Below are 17,822 nucleotides of genomic sequence, written 5' to 3' on the forward strand. Positions count from 1 at the left end.
AGACCATTCTCCATGCCTCATACAATAACAAACCGCTAAGGCGGTTTCTAGTACAGGGCGCGCGAGACCCACAACACCCCACACGCGAGGCAGATCCGTCCCGCATCCGGAACGACGAACTCCGCAAGCCTGGAGCAGGCTTGCGGAGTTCAACGGCACCCAGCCCGGCCGGGCGGCAGATCAGGCCACAACAGGCCGCAGCACAACAGGCAGCGAACCGTAACCATTCATCAGGAACGTCTCCATCGGCCGCAGCTCACCGACCGGGACGGCGAGCGCCACGTCAGGGAATCGGTCGAACAGCGCCGCAAAAGCAGTCGTCGCCTCGATGGTCGCCAACGGCACCCCCATACAGCGGTGCACACCATGCCCGAAGCCCAACAGGTCACGGCCGGTGCGCAGCAGGTCGAACTCCCCTGCCTGCTCACCGTGCCGTCCCGGGTCGCGCCCGCCGGCGGCGAAGTTGACCAGAATGGGGTCACCCTGGGGAATCAGAACACCATCAAGATCAATATCTTCCACCGCGAACCGCATAGGTGAGTAGGCGCCGGGGGTGTGCATCCGCATCGTCTCGTCGACCACGTCCTCCCAGCCGGCCCGGCCCTCCCGCACATGAGTCAGCTGGTCCGGGTTGGCCAGCAGCGCACCGACCGCGTTGGTGATCAGGGTGCAGGTGGTGTCCTGCCCACCGGCCAGCATCAGATACAACGTGCCCAGCAGCTCCTGCTCGGACAAGCCGCCGCCCTGGTCGTGCACCTCGATCAGCGACGACGTCAGATCGTCGCCCGGCTGCTTCCGCTTCGCCGCGACCAGGTCCGACAGCAGCCCGAACGACTGCAAACTGGCGGCCTCCATTTCTTGCGCACTGACCGTGGTGCTGAAGACGGTGTGCATCGCCGCGCACAGGGCGCTCGTCGCCTCACCCTGCTCCACCCCGAACAGCTCACAGATCACTCGCATCGGCAGCAACTCCGCGAACGACGCCCGCAGATCCACCACCTCACCCGCCGGTACCGCCGCGAGATCGTCCACCAGTTCGGCAGTGATCGCTTCCACCCGCGGCCGCAATGCCTCACTGCGCCGAAGTGTGAACGCCCCCGCCACCAACCGCCGCAAGCGCGTGTGCTGCTCCCCGTAGGCGAACAGCATGTTCTCGTTCGCGACCCACGGATACAACGGCCACTCCGCCGTGATCCGCCCCTCCCGGAACGCCGGCCAGTGCTGCCGCGCATCCTTCGACACCCGCGGATCGATCAACAACCGTTCCACACAGTCCTGACGCACCACCGCCCACGCCACGACACCACCCGGCAGCTCCACCTGGACGGCCGGGCCCTGCTCCCGCAACCGCGCGGCTTCACCGTTCAGATCACGCCCCGAAACATCCAACGCATATGGGCAAGAAGTCGCTTCCATCAACGCTCTCCCTCGTTCGTCAGAATTCGTCAGATACAGCCGGACCTACCGAACGCACACAATTCGTGCGCCGTCGCGGGCACGCAGCCCTGACCGCCGGCCCCGGCCTGCAAACGCCGCGCCCTGCTCGTGCGGACCCTCGTGCAGCCCGACCACGAGTCCCTGTACCGAGTACCGCGCCACCGCCTCACCGGCGCATAGTCCCCGTTCCCGCCCAGGACTCCGACGCTTGTCGCCCTGCCGCGCCCACGACACGGCTCCCGTCCGACCGGCGCACCCTGCACGACCAGGGCTACGGACCGCACTTCCGGCCCGCCGGTCGACGCCGCAACCCCGCCGCCCCAGGCCACCGCGCATCAGCGCTGCGATCTCGCTCCCAGCCTCCGAAACCATCCCGGCCCGTGCCGGTCCCCGCACGACAGCGCATGGTCCTGCCGCATTGCCGCGCCGAGATCACGGATTCACCAGGGCCGAGCCCCCGCCCGCCCCACTCCCATCCCCCTGTCGACCCCGTTTCCCGCGTGTGGGTCAACGCCCTTGAGCAGTAACCGAGTTCACTCGGTCCGCACACGCGTCCGATCCAGCTTCCCCGCACAAGCCCCGCCCCACAAGCCCCTCACACCCCGCTACAAACCCTCACGCGAAACAGAGATGCCACCTTCCGCATACGGCCGGAGGTTGCGGCAGGCCGACCCCTTCCTACAATCGGCGGCGCAAGGCAGAACTCGGCCCGACATTTCCGCCACGAACCGCTCCCCAGCCCGCAACCTCACAGCAATGCGCAGAAGCGCGGCCCTCGCCGCGCAGGAAGACCAAAGGTCGCGTACTCGGCGAAGCACCCAGCCGGTACGGGATGAAGGTGCTGGTCGACGACCTCAGGGGCCACAGTGCCACAGCGCCGTAGAAGAAAAGGGGGCGGCCCTGGCGTCGCCCCGCCCGGTGAGACCGGGCAGCCGCAGACGCCAGGGCCGACAAAGGGCCTGACCACGTATGGGGTCGGAGAACAACCAGTAAGGTCAGGCCGACGCGGGCTGCGCCCACCGCTGCCGCATCGCCGCCTCATACACCCGTGCCCCCCGGTCCGGTGCGAAGTCCAGCCGCACCAGCACCCCCGGCACCGCGATCGCCGCCATCAGGTGCTGCTGCAGGTCGGTCACCCGCTCCGACATGTCCGCATGGCCGGTCATGATCTTCGACAGGATCTGCACGCCGGTGAACGCTCCCACGAACATCCGGGCCGCCGCCGCCACATCCACATGCGGCAGCAACTCTCCACCGTCCTTCGCCCGTTGGAGCAGCTCCGCATTGTGATCGATCCATCCCTGCATCGGCACCCGCCGGTCCAGTCCGTCCTGCGGGGCACCCTGATCAACCGTCAGCCGTACGCTGCCCCGCACCATCGGATCGCCCTTGCCGAGCATGTACGCCAGCAGCAGGGCCTCGTCCAGCCCTTCTTGCAGCGTCAACTCCTGCCGTGGCACCGGCGGAACCGACGCCAACTGATTCGTCAGCACCGCCTGCGCCAGCTCGTCCTTCGACGTGAAGTGGAAGTACAGGGCCCCCTTCGTCACGCCCGACCGCTTCAGAATCTCCGAGATGGTCGCGCCGTCGTACCCCACCTCGTCGAACACCTCAGCCGCGGCGACAAGAATCTTCTCCCGCGTCCGGATCGCTCGCTCCTGCTGCGCCACCACACACCTCCCGTACCCCCTACCAGAAAAGAAACCGTAGGGTTCGTATGCTACCACCCAGTGACGCTCCGTAGGCAAGAGGGCGAACAACCGATGCTCTCCGTACCCGGAAGCACGCGAGCAGGCCCTTGAGGGCCTCAGAAACCGACGGTTCCGCCTCCACATAAAACCGGGGCATCGGTATTTTTAGAGACCCAGTCGACCCCTCTGTCCCCCACAGCGGACCCTGCTCTACTCATCAAAATTGCACGTCAGAGCCCTTGGGTCCACCATCCACCGCCCTCCGCCGGACGATCGCGCTCCGCCTCCACCCGACCTGGCGGGGCGTCAAGAACCCGTCAACGGGCCTTGAATTAGAAACCGGTTGGTACGTATCTTGTGTGGCCTGAGGCCCACCCTTATAGGGCCATTCACGGGGGAGAAGGTGCTGAGCATGACAGTGCTCACGTTCCACAAGGAAAAGCCCACCACCGACCAAGACGCCAAAACAGCCACCACCGCCTCATCCACGGCCGTAGCCGCCACGGCTCAGCCCGCACCCGTCAAGCCCGCCACCACGCCCACCCGCCCCGCCGTACAGGAGCGGGGGGAGCGGGCAGTGCCGGAGCTGACCTTCACCGTGCAGGACCGCGCCGTCCATGACCGTGCGATCCAGGAGCCCACGCGCAAGGTCCAGCAGCGCGCTCGCGCCTCTCAGGAACCCGCATCGGTGCAGCAGCCGACCGCTGTCGGGAAGAACCCGACAGCCCAGAACCGCACGCAGGAGCCTTGCAGGGCAAAGGAGTTGATTCGGGCGGCGAAGAGAGCCACCGCACAGGAACCGGGCCTGGTACAGGAGTCGCCCCGCACCGCGCAAAGCCGCACCGCACAGAGCTCCACACAGACAGGCACCGCACAGGACCGGGGGGTGCACGAGCCGTCGGTGCAGGAGGCGGCACGAGCGGCGGTCCCGACCGGTGTGCGGGAGCGGGGGTCGGAAAGCGGGGAGGATCCGGCCGGGTCGGTGGCGGCCGCACTGGCCGCCGGTGAACTGGCCCACCTCCTCTTCGACGAGAAGGACGGTGACACCGTCCACGAACCGTGGCGCGCCCTGGTGGACAGTGAGGCCTTCGCCTACCGCACCGGCCTCACCCCCCAGGAACGCACCGAACTGTCCTATCAGCGACTGCGGTTGGTCAACGAGGTCGCCGGCGACCCCGAGGCCCTTGCCCACGACCCCCGCCGCCTGGCCGCCCTGCACGAGTGGACCGGCTTCACCGACAGCGGCCTGTGCACCATCAGCGGCATCCACTACAACTTGTTCCTGGGCAGCATCCTCGACCACGACGGTCACACCCGCGACCTCACCCCTTACACCTCACTCCAGCACACCGGCACCTTCCTGTGCACGGAGCTCGATCACGGCAACGACGTCACGGCACTCGAGACCACTGCCACCCTCGACGCGGCAACCGGCGGCTTCGACCTCCACACCCCCACCCCCGGTGCCCGCAAGTTCATGCCCAACACCAGCACCACCGGCGGCCCCAAGACCGCCCTTGTCGCTGCCCGCCTCATCACCGGCGAGACCGACCATGGTGTCTATCTCTTTCTCGTCCCCCTCAGCGATGCCGCCGGCCACCTCCCCGGCATTACCGTCGCCCTCCTTCCCGAACGCCTCGGCAGCCCGGTCGACCACTGCATCACCTCCTTCGACCATGTCCCGCTCCCCCGTACCGCCCTTCTCCAGGCCCCCCACGGCCACCTGACGCCCGACAACACCCTCAGCAGCAACGTCACGAGCCGACGCAAGCGTCTCCTCCACTCCATCGCGCGCGTCACCACCGGCAAACTCTGCATGAGCGCCGCCGCCATCGGTGCCGCGCGCACCGCCCTCGACATCGCCGTCCGCCACGCCCACACCCGCCACATCAGCGGCCCGAAAGCCGGCGAACGCGTTCCCCTGGCCGCCCACCGCACGCACAGCGGCCGCCTCACCGATGCCCTCGCCACCACCTATGCGATGACTTTTCTTCACCGTGAGTCACTCACCGCCCACACCCGCACCCCTGACGACCCCGACACCGAACGGCTCGTCGCCCTCACCAAGGCCTGGGCCACCTGGCAGGCCCGCGACATCATCACCGAGGCCCGTGAACGCTGCGGCGCCCAGGGCCTCTTCGCCCACAACCGCCTCGCCGACTTGCACACCAATATCGAAGGCACCATCACCGCCGAAGGCGACAACCTCGTCATCTGGACCAAGGCCGCCGCCGAGACCCTCTTCCACCCCACACCGCAGCCCACCGCCGTCACCCCCGCCATCGACCCCACTCAGGCGACCGACCCCACCGTCGCCCACCAACAGCTCACCGACCCCACCTTCCTCCACAACCTTCTCGCCCACGCACAGATCCTCTGGACCCAGCGCGCCCGTACCGCCGCCCGCACGAGCCCCCGCGGCAACCCCCTTGCCCGCTGGAACACCACCAGCACACCCGCGCTGACGATGATCGAAACCCACACCCAACGCCACGCCGGAGAAGCCCTCCACGCCGCCGCCACCCGCACCACCCACCCGACCACCCACCACCTCCTCACCACCCTCCACCAGCTGTTCATCCTCAACCAGCTCCGCCCCCACACCGGCGACCTCCTGGCGCACAACCACCTCACCCCCGAACACCTCGACCAACTCCCCCACACCCTCAACGCCCTCCACACGGCACTCGTCCCCCACCTCCCCACCCTCACGCAAGCCTTCAACACCCCCCAGCACACCCAGCCCGCCACCCCTCTCACCCACCCCGCCGGCTGACGGGGGCATTGCCGCAACAAGTGCTCACAGGGAGGGCCTTGGACGGTCGGTCGACCGTCCAAGGCCCTTTTCGGCCCCACCTGACCTACGGCTGGGCCCCACCACGCGTACCGAGAAGGCTCGCCGGTTCGCCCGTTCCGCACGGCCCTCATCACCCGGCTGATGCGGACGGAAGCGCAAGGCTCACCTCAGCGCGTAGAGCAGGTGCGTTCTACGGCGCAGGATCGGACGTGCCCGGGTCGTTCGGGTGGGACATCACCGCAGTGATCACCGGAGTCATCCACGGCCAGAGCGGCAAGGAGCCGAGAACCTTCTCGCGCAGCTCGGCCTCGTCGGCGGCTCGCCACAGGCCGACGCTGCGCAGCTCACCGACCGGGCGCCACAGCCGTACCAGGTGTCCGGCGGCGGCAAGCTCCCGGGCACGCACGGATTCCTCGGCGCGCCGACGATCGACCTCGGCCGGGGCTGTGCCCTCGGGGATACGGGTGGTGAGCTCGACCAGGAACTCGTTCATGTCTTCTTCTCCTGCTCTGCGGGAGGCGTCGCGGGATTCCGCGTACACCTGGGACGACCGTGGCGCGATCGAGCGGTGTGAGGAACGGGCTCCACCACTGCGAGGACGGCCGCCCGACCCGACCGTCGCAGGGAGCGGCATCCCGGTGTTTCCGCGGTGCGACCCGTCGAACGGGCCGCCCGCCGGTGCCAGTGGCTGCACTCGCGAGACGTACTGACGGGCATCACCGCCCACCGGAATGCGCACGGGACCGATCTGACCGACACCGCCGTCCCAAGGCCACCATCCTACTCTTTGACTTTTGTCGACCGGTCATCTACTTTCGCATAGACGACCGGTCGACAATACCTCTGGACCGGAAGACAACAACCACATCGGAGAAACTGATCATGAGCGCACAGCCTCAGAAGGTCGCCGTCATCACCGGCGCATCGCAGGGCATCGGAGCCGGTCTGGTGACCGCGTACCGCAAGCTCGGCTACTCGGTCGTGGCCACCTCACGCAGCATCGCCGAGTCCGACGATCCGGGTGTTGTCACCGTCCAGGGCGACATCTCCGATCGCGCCACGGCCGAGCGCGTCATCACCGAGGGCGTGGCCCGGTTCCGCCGCATCGACACCCTGATCAACAACGCCGGCGTCTTCATAGCCAAGCCCTTCACCGACTACACCGAGGAGGACTACGACACGGTGCTCGGGCTGAACCTGGCGGGGTTCTTCCGGATCAGCCAGCTCGCGATCCCGCACATGCTCCAGCAGGGGGGCGGCCACATCGTGCAGATCACGACCAGCCTCGTCGACCACGCGAACTCGAACGTGCCCTCCGTACTCGCCTCACTGACCAAGGGCGGCCTGCAGTCCGCGACCAAGTCGCTCGCCATCGAGTACGCCGGCCGCGGCATCCGGTCCAACGCGGTCGCTCTGGGCACCATCAAGACTCCCATGCACCCCGAGAGCACCCACGAGACACTCGCCGCCATGCACCCCGTGGGGCGCATGGGCGAAGTCAGCGACATCGCCGACGCCGTGGTCTACCTGGAGAACGCTCCGTTCGTCACCGGCGAGATCCTGCACGTCGACGGCGGCCAGAGCGCCGGGCACTGAGCCAGGGGCAGGGCAGGGAAGCGCTGCGGTTCGGCTCCGATCGGCGCCGAGCCCGCAGGGATCACGCGCGGGCTGCTTCCTCCTGCGGGACCCGAGCACCCAGCAGCGCCAGGCAGTTCGCCCAGAGGACACTCAGCTGGGAGGTGTTGTTGTAGAGCTTCGCGAACAGCACCTGCCCCTCGAGCTGCGCGACAACGGACCGCGCAGCGTCACGGGAGTCGGCGACGGCGACCTCTCCCCTCTCAAGAGCCTCGGCGACAACCGTCTCGACCATGTCGACCTGGGCGTCGAAGATCTCCTGCAGACGCTTGCGAATGGCCTCGGTCTGGTTGCTCATCTCGAGGGTGAGGTTCCCGAAGAGGCATCCCGAGACGGTGCCGCAGGTCTGCTGACCGGCGAGCTGAGCGGCCTCGGTCTCCTGGAAGAGCCGGCGCAGCCGCTGAAGGGGTTCCGCATCACTGTTCAGGATGCGGGTCCAGTCGCGCTGCTGAGCGGCCCAGTGCTCGTCGATGACCGCCAGCGCGAGAGCCTCTTTGGACTCGAAGAAGTAGTAGAAGCTGCCCTTGGGCACTCCGGCCGTCTTGCAGATCTCGGCCACGCCCAACGCCGAGTATCCACGCAGCTCGATGAGTGTCTGCGCGGCACTGATGATCTTCTCTTTGGCGTCGCTCGTGCGTCCCATGCTTGCAAGTATACGACCGCTCGTCTAGTTTTAATAGACCGGTCGACTATTAACGCAGAGAGCCCTTTCGGCTGCGGAGAGTCGTCACCCGATAGCACGTGAATCACCCGCCCCACGAGAGACAGGAGCCACCACGATGAGCAACCCGATGCACGAGGTGCTGAAGCGGTGGAAGTCGGCCTTTGACGGCCACCAGCCGGCCGCCATGGCCGACCTGTTCACCTCCGACGCCCTCTTCCAGGGTTTCGGACCTGAAGTCCTCTCCGGCCGCGAGTCCGTACGGGGCTACTACGAGGCCGTCGCGCGCGACCGCAGCGCTGACGTGACGATCCTCCACACCTACGAGATCGGCGATCAGGTGGCCGGAGGGTTCGCGGATGTCACCTTCCGCGGTGACGACGGCTGGGAGGCCCCGGTGCACATGTCGCTGACCCTCCAGCGGGACGGCGGGACCTGGCGGATCCGCCAGTACCACGTCTCCCGGGTCATGACCGAGCACTGACCCCGTGCCGGGCGGATGGTGGAACGGACGACGCCGTCGCAGCCGCTCCGCCGCGAGACCTGCCGACTACCCGGTCGCGAAGCGGCCACAGAGCCAGTTGCCCGGCTCCCCCGGGTCGTCGCTCATCCAGTACTGGCGCCACAACAGCGCGAACTCCTCGCGGCTGAGGTGGCCGTCACGGTTCAGGTCGAGCAACTCGAAGACACCGCTTGCGTCCAGAGGCCGACCGGTCCAGGTCTCGACGAGCCGGCGATGTTCTTCGGCGCAGATCCGACCGTCGCCATCGGCGTCCACCGCGTCGAAGACGGTGTCGGCGGTCGCGGTGACGTCCCCGGCCATGGCGGGCAGTTGGTCGACGAGCGAGAGCAGGTCGTCCATGTCGACCGCGCCGTCCCCGTTCCTGTCGCCCGTTTCCCGCAGCGCCGCCCACCATCCCATGAGCAGCGTCGTCACCCTTGCTTGCAGGTCCGTCCCGGGGTCCACGCCCGGCAGCCTGCTCCAACGGGCGACGAGGGCCGTGAAGTCCTCCTCGCGCAGAAAGCCGTCGCCGTCCGCGTCGAATGCAGCGAACATCCCCTTGAGCTTGCGCTCCTGAAACGCGCTGGCCATGTGCAGCCCCTTCCCCACGGCGAACCGGACCATGAACTGTCGGCAACCGCCCCGGAGGGTGGCGGACTGCACATCACTGTAGGACGGGGTGTGCCCCCGCTCCCATGAGCACATGTGGGCGAAGGGTCACCGCCCCGTGCCGGCGACAGCCTGGAAGTCGATCAATGCCGCCCTGTGCGAGGCCAGTGCTACGGACTCCCCGAACAAGCACCGCACCTCGCTCGCCACCTCTCGACCCTCCGGTCCTGGATCAGCGGCAACAACGCCTGGAGCAGGGAGACACAGCGCTACGCCGAGGCATAGGGCCGGCAGTACGGGTCGCCGGCTGCGGCGACCGGCCCCGGCGCACAACGGCACAGGCTCTCGTCCCTGCCGGGCGTCTGCGCCCCGTCGCACCCCCGCGGTGCACAATGTGCGCGTGCCTCTCCTCAGCGAAACCGAACCCCTCCCCCGCGTCACCGGCATGCCCAGAGCGGCGGCGCCCCACCGGGCCGCCAGGCCGCGATAGGGCGCCCCGCATGGACTATCAAGCCGTCCTGGAGCAGATCGTTCAGGACATCGCACCGCAGGTCGGCGGCGGGCGGCCCGCCGAGTACATCCCGGTTCTGGCCAGTGTCGACCCGAGCCTGTTCGGTATGGCCATCGCCGAGGTGGACGGCACCGTGCACGGCATCGGGGACTGGCAGCGGCCCTTCTCCACCCAGTCGATCACCAAGGTCTTCACCCTGGCGCTGGCACTCGCCCAGGGCGGGGACGGTCTCTGGGCGCGCGTCGGCCGCGAGCCCTCGGGCAACCCGTTCAACTCACTGGTCCAGCTGGAGTACGAGAACGGCATCCCGCGCAATCCGTTCATCAACGCCGGCGCCCTCGTGGTCACCGATCAGTTGCTGACCCTGAACGGGGACGCGAGCAACGAACTCCTCGGCTTCCTGCGACAGGAGAGCGGCAACCCGCGGCTGGGGTTCGACGCACAGGTCGCCCGGTCCGAGTCGGAATTCGGCGACCGCAACGCCGCGCTGGCCCACTTCATGGCCAGTTACGGCAACATCGCCAACCCCGTCCCCACGCTCCTCGAACACTACTTCCGGCAGTGCTCGATCGAGATGAGCTGCGGCGATCTGGCGCTCGCCTGCCGTTTCCTCGCCCGGCACGGCCTGCGCGCCGACAACACCCGGCTGCTCACCCGCAGCGAGGCCAAGCAGATCAACGCGGTGATGCTCACGTGCGGCACCTACGACGCAGCCGGTGAGTTCGCGTACCGGGTGGGGCTGCCGGGCAAGAGCGGAGTCGGCGGCGGGATCGTCGCCGTCGTACCGGGGCACTGCACACTCTGTGTGTGGAGCCCCGGCCTGGACGCACGCGGCAACTCGGTCGCGGGTGTCGCGGCGCTGGACCGCTTCACGACCCTGACCGGGCTCTCGGTCTTCTGACCCGCGGGGCCGGACCGCTACGGGGCGCTGCGCAGCGTGAGCAGATAGGTGGCGGTGAGCGCCACGGCACGGTCCTCGTCCTGGGACAGATCGACGAGGGCACGTGACGTCGTGGTCCCCGGGATGTCCGCGAGCGCCTGTGTCAGGCGTCGGCGTGCAGCCGGTTCCAGGGCCCCTGGGGCGAGACGGCCGACGAGCCCGGAAGCGATCTGCTCGGCCGACGCAGGGCGACTCGCCAACGTGCTGAGTGCATCGGCGGCTTCGACGTCGTGCACCCCCGCGATGATCATGTCGATGAGCGTCGGGACCGCCTCGGCCACCCCTCGTGCTCCGAGCGCCAGAGCGGCATACCTGCGGACCACGATGTCGGAGTTCATGAGGGCCTCCCGCAGCGTTGCGCTCGCGTCATCGTCCGGAAACTCGGCGATGGACTGCACGGCACGCTTTCGTACGTCGGCGACCGGTGAGTCCAGGCCCTCCGCCAGGAGGGCCACAACGCTGTCCCCCGATTGCGCCAGAGCCCATCGAAGGGCTCCGGCGACGTTCGGGTCCGTCTCGCTCAACACCGCCTCGACCAGCGCCTCCACCGGCACGGATACCTCGTCCACCGAGGACAGGGCCGCGCGCTGACGCTTCCCCGCGCTTTCCGACCCCAGGGCCTGAAGCAGTGCGACGGTCTGCAGGACGTCCTCCCATTCGGCGGGTTCCGCGGCACCGATCCGACACAGCCGCGTGAGCAACGCCGTCTCACCGGCAATGCGTTCCCGCGTCTGGCGGATGAGGTCGTCGACGAGCTCCGCGGGCTGGAAGCCGGGATCATCCAGTGCGCTGCGGACTTCGCGCAGTGACAGTCCCAGTGACCGCAGGCTCTCGATGTGGAAGATCCGCCGGATGTCCTCGCCGGAGTACTCCCGGTAGCCGGCCTCGGTACGCTCCGTGGGCCGCACCAGACCGAGAGAGTCGTAGTGCCTGAGCATGCGGGCGCTGACCCCGGACCGTCGTGCCACATCACCGATCAACACTGCCTGTCACCCGTCCTGGCTGTTCGTTCCCAGAGCTACGATGCGCTTCGCCTCCTCGATCGCGAACTCGAATCCGGCATCCGGGTTGCGCAACAGCCGTTCCGTGGCGATCGCGTGCTGACGCACATGGGGGTCGGCATCCATCATCGCTGTGCGCAGCGCCGGCTCGGCCGTCTCACCGAGCGCGATCATCGCCCGGCTGAGACTGAGCTGCGTCTCCCGCTCACCGCGCCCGAGCTGTGTGGCCAGCACCTCGGCCAGAGACGGTCCTTCACCCTCGGGGACGAGCGCGATGGCTGCCCGCCATGCACTGCGCGCCACCTCGTCGTCGGCGTCGGTCAGGAGCGCCCGTGTGATCGCGGAGTACGCCTGCCGGTCCCCCACCTTGGACAACGTGTGCAATGCCTGACTGCGCGCCTGCGCACGCTCCGAGCCGAGTGCATCGATGAGCTTCGGGACAGTCGTTGATGACGGGTGGCGGGTCAGGGCCCACGTGAGCATTTCACGCACAGAGAACTCGGGCTCGACCGCGCACCGTGCGATGAGTACGTCGATGAACTCGTCGTCCGGACTCGTGCCCACCGCCATCACGGCCCGCAGCCGTACCGACGAGTTGCTGTTCTCCAGCGCCTGGAGACCTCGCGACGTGTTCGTGTCCTGTTTCGGTATGGCCACCGGAACCACCTCCTTGGCCCCAGTGAAGACCTTGTCATCGTGACAAGGTCAAGCACGGCCACGGCGCGGTGCGGGCGTCCGGTGCGTCGCCGTCGGAGGCAGCCTGCGGCGGCGGAGCTGTCGCTTCGGGGCGGTCGGAGCTCCGACGTCGGATCACATCGTTGGGCCGTCCATGCCGCCCGTCCCGTCTCCCCAGACGTCCGGAGCGGCCGATCGCGTCGGCAATCGGCCGCTCCTCCCGCGGGGCCGTGGTCGGTGACCGGCCCCCTGGCTGACCAGCGCTCAGGTGATCGCCTGCGCCGCCTCGTTGATCAGGCGCGCAACGTCTACCGGGCGCGACACGCACACGGCGTGGGAGGCGGCCACGGAGACCGACGTCGCGTCGGCGCGCTCGGCCATGAAGGTCTGCACCTGCGGCGGGATGTTCAGGTCCTCCGTGGCCACGAGGACCCAGGACGGTATCTCCTTCCACGCCGCGGCGGAGGCGGCCTCGGCCAGGGCCGCGTTGGTCACGGGACGCTGGGTGGCGGCCATGATCGCCGCCGTCTCCTTGGGAACGTCGGCGGCGAACTGGTGGGGAAACCGGCTCTTCTCGATGTAGAGGTCCACGGTCCGGCTGCCGTCGGGAAGCGTGATCGGCACCGGTCGGAGCGCCTCACCCAGGGTGCTGCCGGGGAACATGCCCGCGATGTCCAGGGCGCTCTCGCCCTTCTCGGGCATGAACGCCGCGACGAACACGAGCGCCTTGACGTTGTCGAGGCCCTGCGCGGCGCTGCTGATGACGGCGCCGCCGTACGAGTGGCCGACGAGGACCACGGGGCCTTCGATGGAGGCGACGACCTGCCTCACGTACTCGGCGTCGCTCGCCAGTCCGCGCAGGGGGTTGGCGGCGGCCACGACCGAGTAGTCGTGCGACTGGAGCCTCTCCACGACGCCGTTCCAGCTGGAGGATTCTGCGAATGCGCCGTGCACAAGAACAACGGTCGGCGTTTGTTCGTTCATGGTTGATCCCTTCACATGCATGAGAGAGTGCGCGCACAACGGGGCGCACCAGCGGGTTTCCAGGCCTGCGCCATCTCGGCGCCCACGTCCGGCAGTTGACTCACCGCCGCATGCGATCCGGTCGGCGGAATTCCGTGCCGTTTCTCAGCTCACCCACGCGAGAAACCACGGGAATCTGCCTCATGGACATCTTCAGCAGTGGTACAGCCGGAAAGGCCGTTTCGTCACTACGACCGAGCCGGCCACCGGGGTGTGACACCACAGGAACAAAAAATCCGAGCGGGTCGGCAGGCCGGTCTCGAACACGCCTCCGGCTCGACGAGCGGTGTCACAGGTCAGAGCGCCATCCGGTCAATGCCACGAAAGTTCGCATCGCATCGGCCCGACGGCCGCGTCCGCGTCCGCGTCGGGTTCGAGACCAGCGACGAGGGTTGCTCCAGACATCCACCCTGCCGTGGTTCCTGGGAGCCGCAACCCTCCACGCATCGGATCTCGGCACCCGTACGACCCCCTCCCCACCGATCTGAGGACAACAGCTCGATGACCATGACTGACGAGGTGACACTCGGCCACAGAGAGGCGCACCCGCGCGAGACCTCCGAGTCGGCGATCGCGATGGTCGACGAGCGGGGGAAGGTGGTCGCGTGGACGCAGGTCGCCGAGCTGCTGCTCGGCTACTCCGCCGGGGACGCTGTGGGCGGGTCTGCCTCGCTCGTGCTGCCGGACGCCGAGGAAGCGCCGACGATATCGGCGTTCGTCGAGCGGTGCCGTACGCAGAACGGCTGGCCGGGCACGACCGCGGTGCGCCACCGAAACGGCCACATGCTCGACATCAACCTACGGATGTCGAAAGTGTGCGGGTACGGCGGATCGGTCCGGTGGCTCCTGTCCGTGAGCGACGTCGGCCCGCTCGCCGGCCGAGCCATGAGCGGATCTGCACGGGAGTCGCTTCTCATCCGCGCTCCGATCGGCATCTCCGTTCGCGACGTGCAGCTGCGCTGCACCTGGGTGAACGACACGATGGAAAGCCACGACGGCATTTCCCGTGACCGACGGCTCGGGCGTCGCTTCACCGACGCGCTGCCCGGTGACAAGCCCGAAGCGCTCGAGGCCGTGATGCGGCACGTACTCGAGAGCGGTACGACCAAGGTCCACGAGTACCGGACGTGGCTCACGGCAGGTCCGCTTGAGGATCACACCTTCACTGCTTCGTCGTTCTGCCTCCAGGGCGCCGACGGCCAAGCGGTCGGGGTGTGCACCATCACCGTTGATCTCACCGAGACCCGACGGGTGCGCGAGCGCCTCGCCGTCCTCGGCCAGGCCGGTACGCGCCTCGGCAGAACCCTGGACGTGATGCAGACCAGCCAGGAACTGGCGGACCTTGCCGTGACGCTGTTCGCCGACTACGCCGCCGTCGATCTGGAGCAGTCCGTCCCGTTCGGCGAAGGGCCCCCGATCCACTTCGGACCGGTGGGCGAGCGCCTCCCCGCGTTCCGGCGCGCCGGTGTGGCCTCGATCCATCAGGGGGCCCCTGAATCCTCGTGGGGGCGTGGTGAGGCCGTCCCTGTGCCGTCCGCTTCCCCCCTCGCCTACGTCCTGCACACCGGCACCTCCCACCTGGAGCCGATCGTGGACACCGGTCCCGGTACGTGGATCGACCAGGACCCGGTCCGGGCGCAGAAGATCCATGAGAGCGGCATGCATTCCCTGATGGTCGTACCCATCCGCGTCCGGCACGCCCTGCTGGGCGTGGCGTTGTTCGTCCGTACCGGGAACCCCGCGCCGTTCCAGGAGGTCGACCTGCTCCTTGCCGAAGAACTCGTCAGCCGTGCCGCGATGTCGTTGGACATCGCACGCCAGTACGCGCGCGAACAGTCCGTGGCCCTCGCGCTCCAACGCCACCTGCTTCCGCACAGTCTGGGAACCGGTCTCGCGGTCGAGGCGGCCTCGCGCTACCTGCCCGCCGACATCGACCACGGCGTCGGAGGGGACTGGTTCGACGTGATCCCCCTGTCCGGCGCCAGGGTGGCCCTCGTCGTGGGTGATGTGGTGGGGCACGGCATCAAGGCCGCCGCGACCATGGGCAGGCTCCGCACCGCCGTCCACACACTGGCCGACATGGACCTTCCACCCGACGAACTGCTGACCCACCTCGATGACACGGTCCAGCGACTGGCGGAGGAGGACGCGGATGCCTTGGACGCGACCCCCGCGGTCGTGGGCGCCACATGCGTCTATGCCGTGTACGACCCCGTCACCCGGAAGTGCACCGTCGCAGGGGCCGGGCACCCTCCCCCCGCGATCGTCGACCCGCAGGGCCGCGCCACCTTCCTCGAACTTCCCACCGGAACCCCACTCGGCACGGGGTTCGGCGTCCCTTTCGAGGCCGTGGAGCTCGAACTTCCCGAGGGGAGTCTCCTCGCCCTCTACACCGACGGCCTGATCGAGACCCGTGACGACGACATCGACGTGGGAATGCAGCGCCTGGGACAGGCCTTGGCAGAGCCAGGCCGATCCCTGGAGGACCTGTGCACCGGCGCGATGGACACCCTCCCGTGCCAGGGACCGCGCGACGACGCCACCCTGCTCGTCGTGAGGACCCGTTCACTCAGCCCGGCCCACGTCGCGTCCTGGACGCTGCCGAACGACCGAACCGCTGTCCGCACCGCCCGGCACATGGCTGCCCGTCAGCTGACCGAATGGGGACTGGAGGGCCTTGAGGACTCCACGACGGTCATCGTCAGTGAACTGGTCACCAACGCCGTCCGTCACAGCGACGGTCCGGTCCGACTGCGCCTGATCCGACACCAGGTGCTGACCTGCGAAGTGTCCGACAACGACCTCTGCTCCCCGCGCCTGCGTCGCGCGCGCACCGGCGACGAGAACGGCCGCGGCCTCTGCATGGTCACCCAGCTGTCCCGCAGATGGGGCTTCCGCTCGATACCGGACGGCAAGGTCGTCTGGGCGGAACAGGACCTGGTTGGTTGAATGTGTACGCCTGTCCCGGGGCGCTCGCCGCGTTCCTGCGCGGCCCGCTCACTGCGTGGTCGGCAGGCGGGGACGGCCGGGGTACTTCATTTCGATCGATACCGTTTCACATGAAACGATATCTGCTAAAATGCCCTCATGTCCGCCGACGCTCCTGACGAAACCACCGCCTCGCGTGCAACCGACCGCCCCGGCGATGCCTCTCCCTTTGCTCTGGGCCTGCTGTTGCGCCGGGCACACTGGCGCGCGGCCACGGTCATGACGGAGGCGCTCCGCCCGCTCGGCATCGAGCTGCGTCACTTCGCCGTACTGATCGTGCTCGTCGACCGCGGTGCCACCGTACAGCGGGACTTGGCGGTGGCGACGGGGACGGACAAGGCGGGCATCATGCGAGTGGTGGACGATCTGGAGCGCCGAGGTCTGGCCGTACGCAAGGCCGTTCCCGGCGACCGGCGGGCGCGGGCGGTGGAGATCACGCCTCAGGGTGTCGAGCTCTTCGATGCAGCTCATGCGGCGGCGGCCCCGTTGCGGGAGCGCCTCATTGCCGACCTGGAGCCCGGCGAGCCCGAGAAGCTGATGGATCTACTGACCCGTTTCGCCCATCCCGCCGACGGCGAGGCGTAAGCGCCGGAACTCACGCAAACATTGCGTCGGACGCCGTGTGACGCCCTGAGGCAGAACGTCACACGGCGCCCACCGCCCGGGTTCACACGGCGAAGCGCTCGGCGAGCTCCTTGGCCTTGGTGGTCGCGTCCGCGAAGGAGCGCTCGCGAGAGGCACGGTAGAGGGGGATCAGGTCCGACATGGCCGGGTTCCGGGGAGCCATGGTGAGTTCCGGGACGATGAATTCCGGCTCCAGGCCGAGGCTTTCCCTGAGGAGGACCCCCAGGTAGGTCTGGACGAACTCGCAGCCCTCGCGGGGGGTGCCGGGCGCGTAGGAGCCGCCCCGGCTGGCGACCACGGTGACCGGGGTGCCCTTGGCGGAAGGGTTCTCGCCCGCGGTGCGGCCGGGCAGGATCACGTTGTCCAGCCACGCCTTGAGGGTCGACGGGATCGAGAAGTTGTACATCGGGGCGCCGATCAGAACGGCGTCCGCCTGCTCCAGCTCCTCGATGAGCTTCACGCGCGCGGCGAACGCGGCGGACTGCTCCGGGGTGCGGTCGGACGGGTCGGTGAAGCCGGCGGTGTGGGCGTCGGCCGTGATGTGCGGCACGGGGTTGGCGGCGACGTCGCGGTAGATCACCGTGCCCTGCGGGTGCTGCTCCTCCCATGCCGCGCGGAAGGCGTCCGCGACGGCACGAGAGGCGGACGCCTTGCCGGGGAGCACGGACGAATCGATGTGCAGCAGCGTGGCCATGGGTTTCCTCCAAAGAGCGGCCCCGGGGCAGTGA

The 17,822-nt window shown here is 68.3% G+C and carries 15 protein-coding genes; 6 read left to right on the forward strand and 9 right to left on the reverse strand.

Going from position 1 to position 17,822, the window contains the following annotated elements:
* Positions 1–180: 180 nt before the first annotated feature.
* Positions 181–1,416, reverse strand: a complete 1,236-nt coding sequence (locus tag ACQPWZ_RS01625; protein WP_340471303.1) for a cytochrome P450 family protein — start codon at positions 1,414–1,416, stop codon at positions 181–183.
* Between the two features lie 1,016 nt (positions 1,417–2,432).
* Positions 2,433–3,107 carry a ScbR family autoregulator-binding transcription factor gene (locus ACQPWZ_RS01630; RefSeq protein WP_433570376.1) on the reverse strand — a complete coding sequence of 225 codons (675 nt, stop codon included), beginning with the start codon at positions 3,105–3,107 and terminating at the stop codon, positions 2,433–2,435.
* A gap of 433 nt (positions 3,108–3,540) precedes the next feature.
* Here ACQPWZ_RS01630 and ACQPWZ_RS01635 point away from each other — a divergent pair, with 433 nt between their 5' ends.
* Positions 3,541–5,904 (forward strand): acyl-CoA dehydrogenase family protein, encoded by a 2,364-nt coding sequence (locus ACQPWZ_RS01635; RefSeq protein ID WP_433570377.1) that lies wholly within the window; start codon positions 3,541–3,543, stop codon positions 5,902–5,904.
* A gap of 211 nt (positions 5,905–6,115) precedes the next feature.
* On the opposite strand, the gene ACQPWZ_RS01640 is transcribed toward ACQPWZ_RS01635, so the two are convergent.
* Complete coding sequence (locus ACQPWZ_RS01640; protein ID WP_433570378.1) at positions 6,116–6,418, reverse strand: muconolactone Delta-isomerase family protein; 303 nt, start codon at positions 6,416–6,418, stop codon at positions 6,116–6,118.
* A 389-nt stretch (positions 6,419–6,807) separates the two neighbouring features.
* On the opposite strand from ACQPWZ_RS01640, the gene ACQPWZ_RS01645 reads away from it, so the two are divergent.
* Entirely contained in the window at positions 6,808–7,521 is a 714-nt protein-coding gene (locus ACQPWZ_RS01645) for an SDR family NAD(P)-dependent oxidoreductase (RefSeq protein ID WP_433570379.1), read from the forward strand.
* 61 nt (positions 7,522–7,582) lie between these two features.
* Here ACQPWZ_RS01645 and ACQPWZ_RS01650 read toward each other — a convergent pair whose 3' ends face one another.
* Positions 7,583–8,203, reverse strand: coding sequence for a TetR/AcrR family transcriptional regulator (locus ACQPWZ_RS01650; protein WP_433570380.1), 621 nt, complete (start codon positions 8,201–8,203; stop codon positions 7,583–7,585).
* A 136-nt stretch (positions 8,204–8,339) separates the two neighbouring features.
* Here ACQPWZ_RS01650 and ACQPWZ_RS01655 point away from each other — a divergent pair, with 136 nt between their 5' ends.
* Positions 8,340–8,705: a YybH family protein gene (locus ACQPWZ_RS01655; protein ID WP_433570381.1), complete on the forward strand. Its 366-nt coding sequence runs from the start codon at positions 8,340–8,342 to the stop codon at positions 8,703–8,705.
* Between the two features lie 66 nt (positions 8,706–8,771).
* Here the strand turns inward: ACQPWZ_RS01655 and ACQPWZ_RS01660 are convergent, their stop codons facing one another.
* Positions 8,772–9,314 (reverse strand): EF-hand domain-containing protein, encoded by a 543-nt coding sequence (locus ACQPWZ_RS01660; protein WP_433570382.1) that lies wholly within the window; start codon positions 9,312–9,314, stop codon positions 8,772–8,774.
* 518 nt (positions 9,315–9,832) lie between these two features.
* Between ACQPWZ_RS01660 and ACQPWZ_RS01665 the strand changes: the two genes are divergently transcribed.
* Entirely contained in the window at positions 9,833–10,744 is a 912-nt protein-coding gene (locus ACQPWZ_RS01665) for a glutaminase (protein WP_340471310.1), read from the forward strand.
* Between the two features lie 17 nt (positions 10,745–10,761).
* Here ACQPWZ_RS01665 and ACQPWZ_RS01670 read toward each other — a convergent pair whose 3' ends face one another.
* From ACQPWZ_RS01670 to ACQPWZ_RS01680, 3 genes are all read right to left on the reverse strand, one after another.
* Positions 10,762–11,766, reverse strand: coding sequence for a HEAT repeat domain-containing protein (locus tag ACQPWZ_RS01670; RefSeq protein WP_356705044.1), 1,005 nt, complete (start codon positions 11,764–11,766; stop codon positions 10,762–10,764).
* A 6-nt stretch (positions 11,767–11,772) separates the two neighbouring features.
* Positions 11,773–12,441 (reverse strand): HEAT repeat domain-containing protein, encoded by a 669-nt coding sequence (locus ACQPWZ_RS01675; RefSeq protein ID WP_433570383.1) that lies wholly within the window; start codon positions 12,439–12,441, stop codon positions 11,773–11,775.
* A 282-nt stretch (positions 12,442–12,723) separates the two neighbouring features.
* Positions 12,724–13,443 carry an alpha/beta fold hydrolase gene (locus tag ACQPWZ_RS01680; protein WP_433570384.1) on the reverse strand — a complete coding sequence of 240 codons (720 nt, stop codon included), beginning with the start codon at positions 13,441–13,443 and terminating at the stop codon, positions 12,724–12,726.
* 540 nt (positions 13,444–13,983) lie between these two features.
* Between ACQPWZ_RS01680 and ACQPWZ_RS01685 the strand changes: the two genes are divergently transcribed.
* A complete protein-coding gene (locus ACQPWZ_RS01685) occupies positions 13,984–16,431 on the forward strand; it encodes a SpoIIE family protein phosphatase (RefSeq protein WP_433570385.1) in 2,448 nt (815 codons plus the stop codon).
* 138 nt (positions 16,432–16,569) lie between these two features.
* A complete protein-coding gene (locus tag ACQPWZ_RS01690; protein WP_433570386.1) occupies positions 16,570–17,055 on the forward strand; it encodes a MarR family winged helix-turn-helix transcriptional regulator in 486 nt (161 codons plus the stop codon).
* Positions 17,056–17,137: 82 nt separating this feature from the next.
* On the opposite strand, the gene ACQPWZ_RS01695 is transcribed toward ACQPWZ_RS01690, so the two are convergent.
* Positions 17,138–17,788, reverse strand: coding sequence for an FMN-dependent NADH-azoreductase (locus tag ACQPWZ_RS01695; protein WP_433570387.1), 651 nt, complete (start codon positions 17,786–17,788; stop codon positions 17,138–17,140).
* Positions 17,789–17,822 lie beyond the last annotated feature (34 nt).

It is taken from the genome of Streptomyces sp. CA-251247 (genome assembly GCF_050952975.1).
GTDB classification, from domain to species: domain Bacteria; phylum Actinomycetota; class Actinomycetes; order Streptomycetales; family Streptomycetaceae; genus Streptomyces; species Streptomyces achmelvichensis.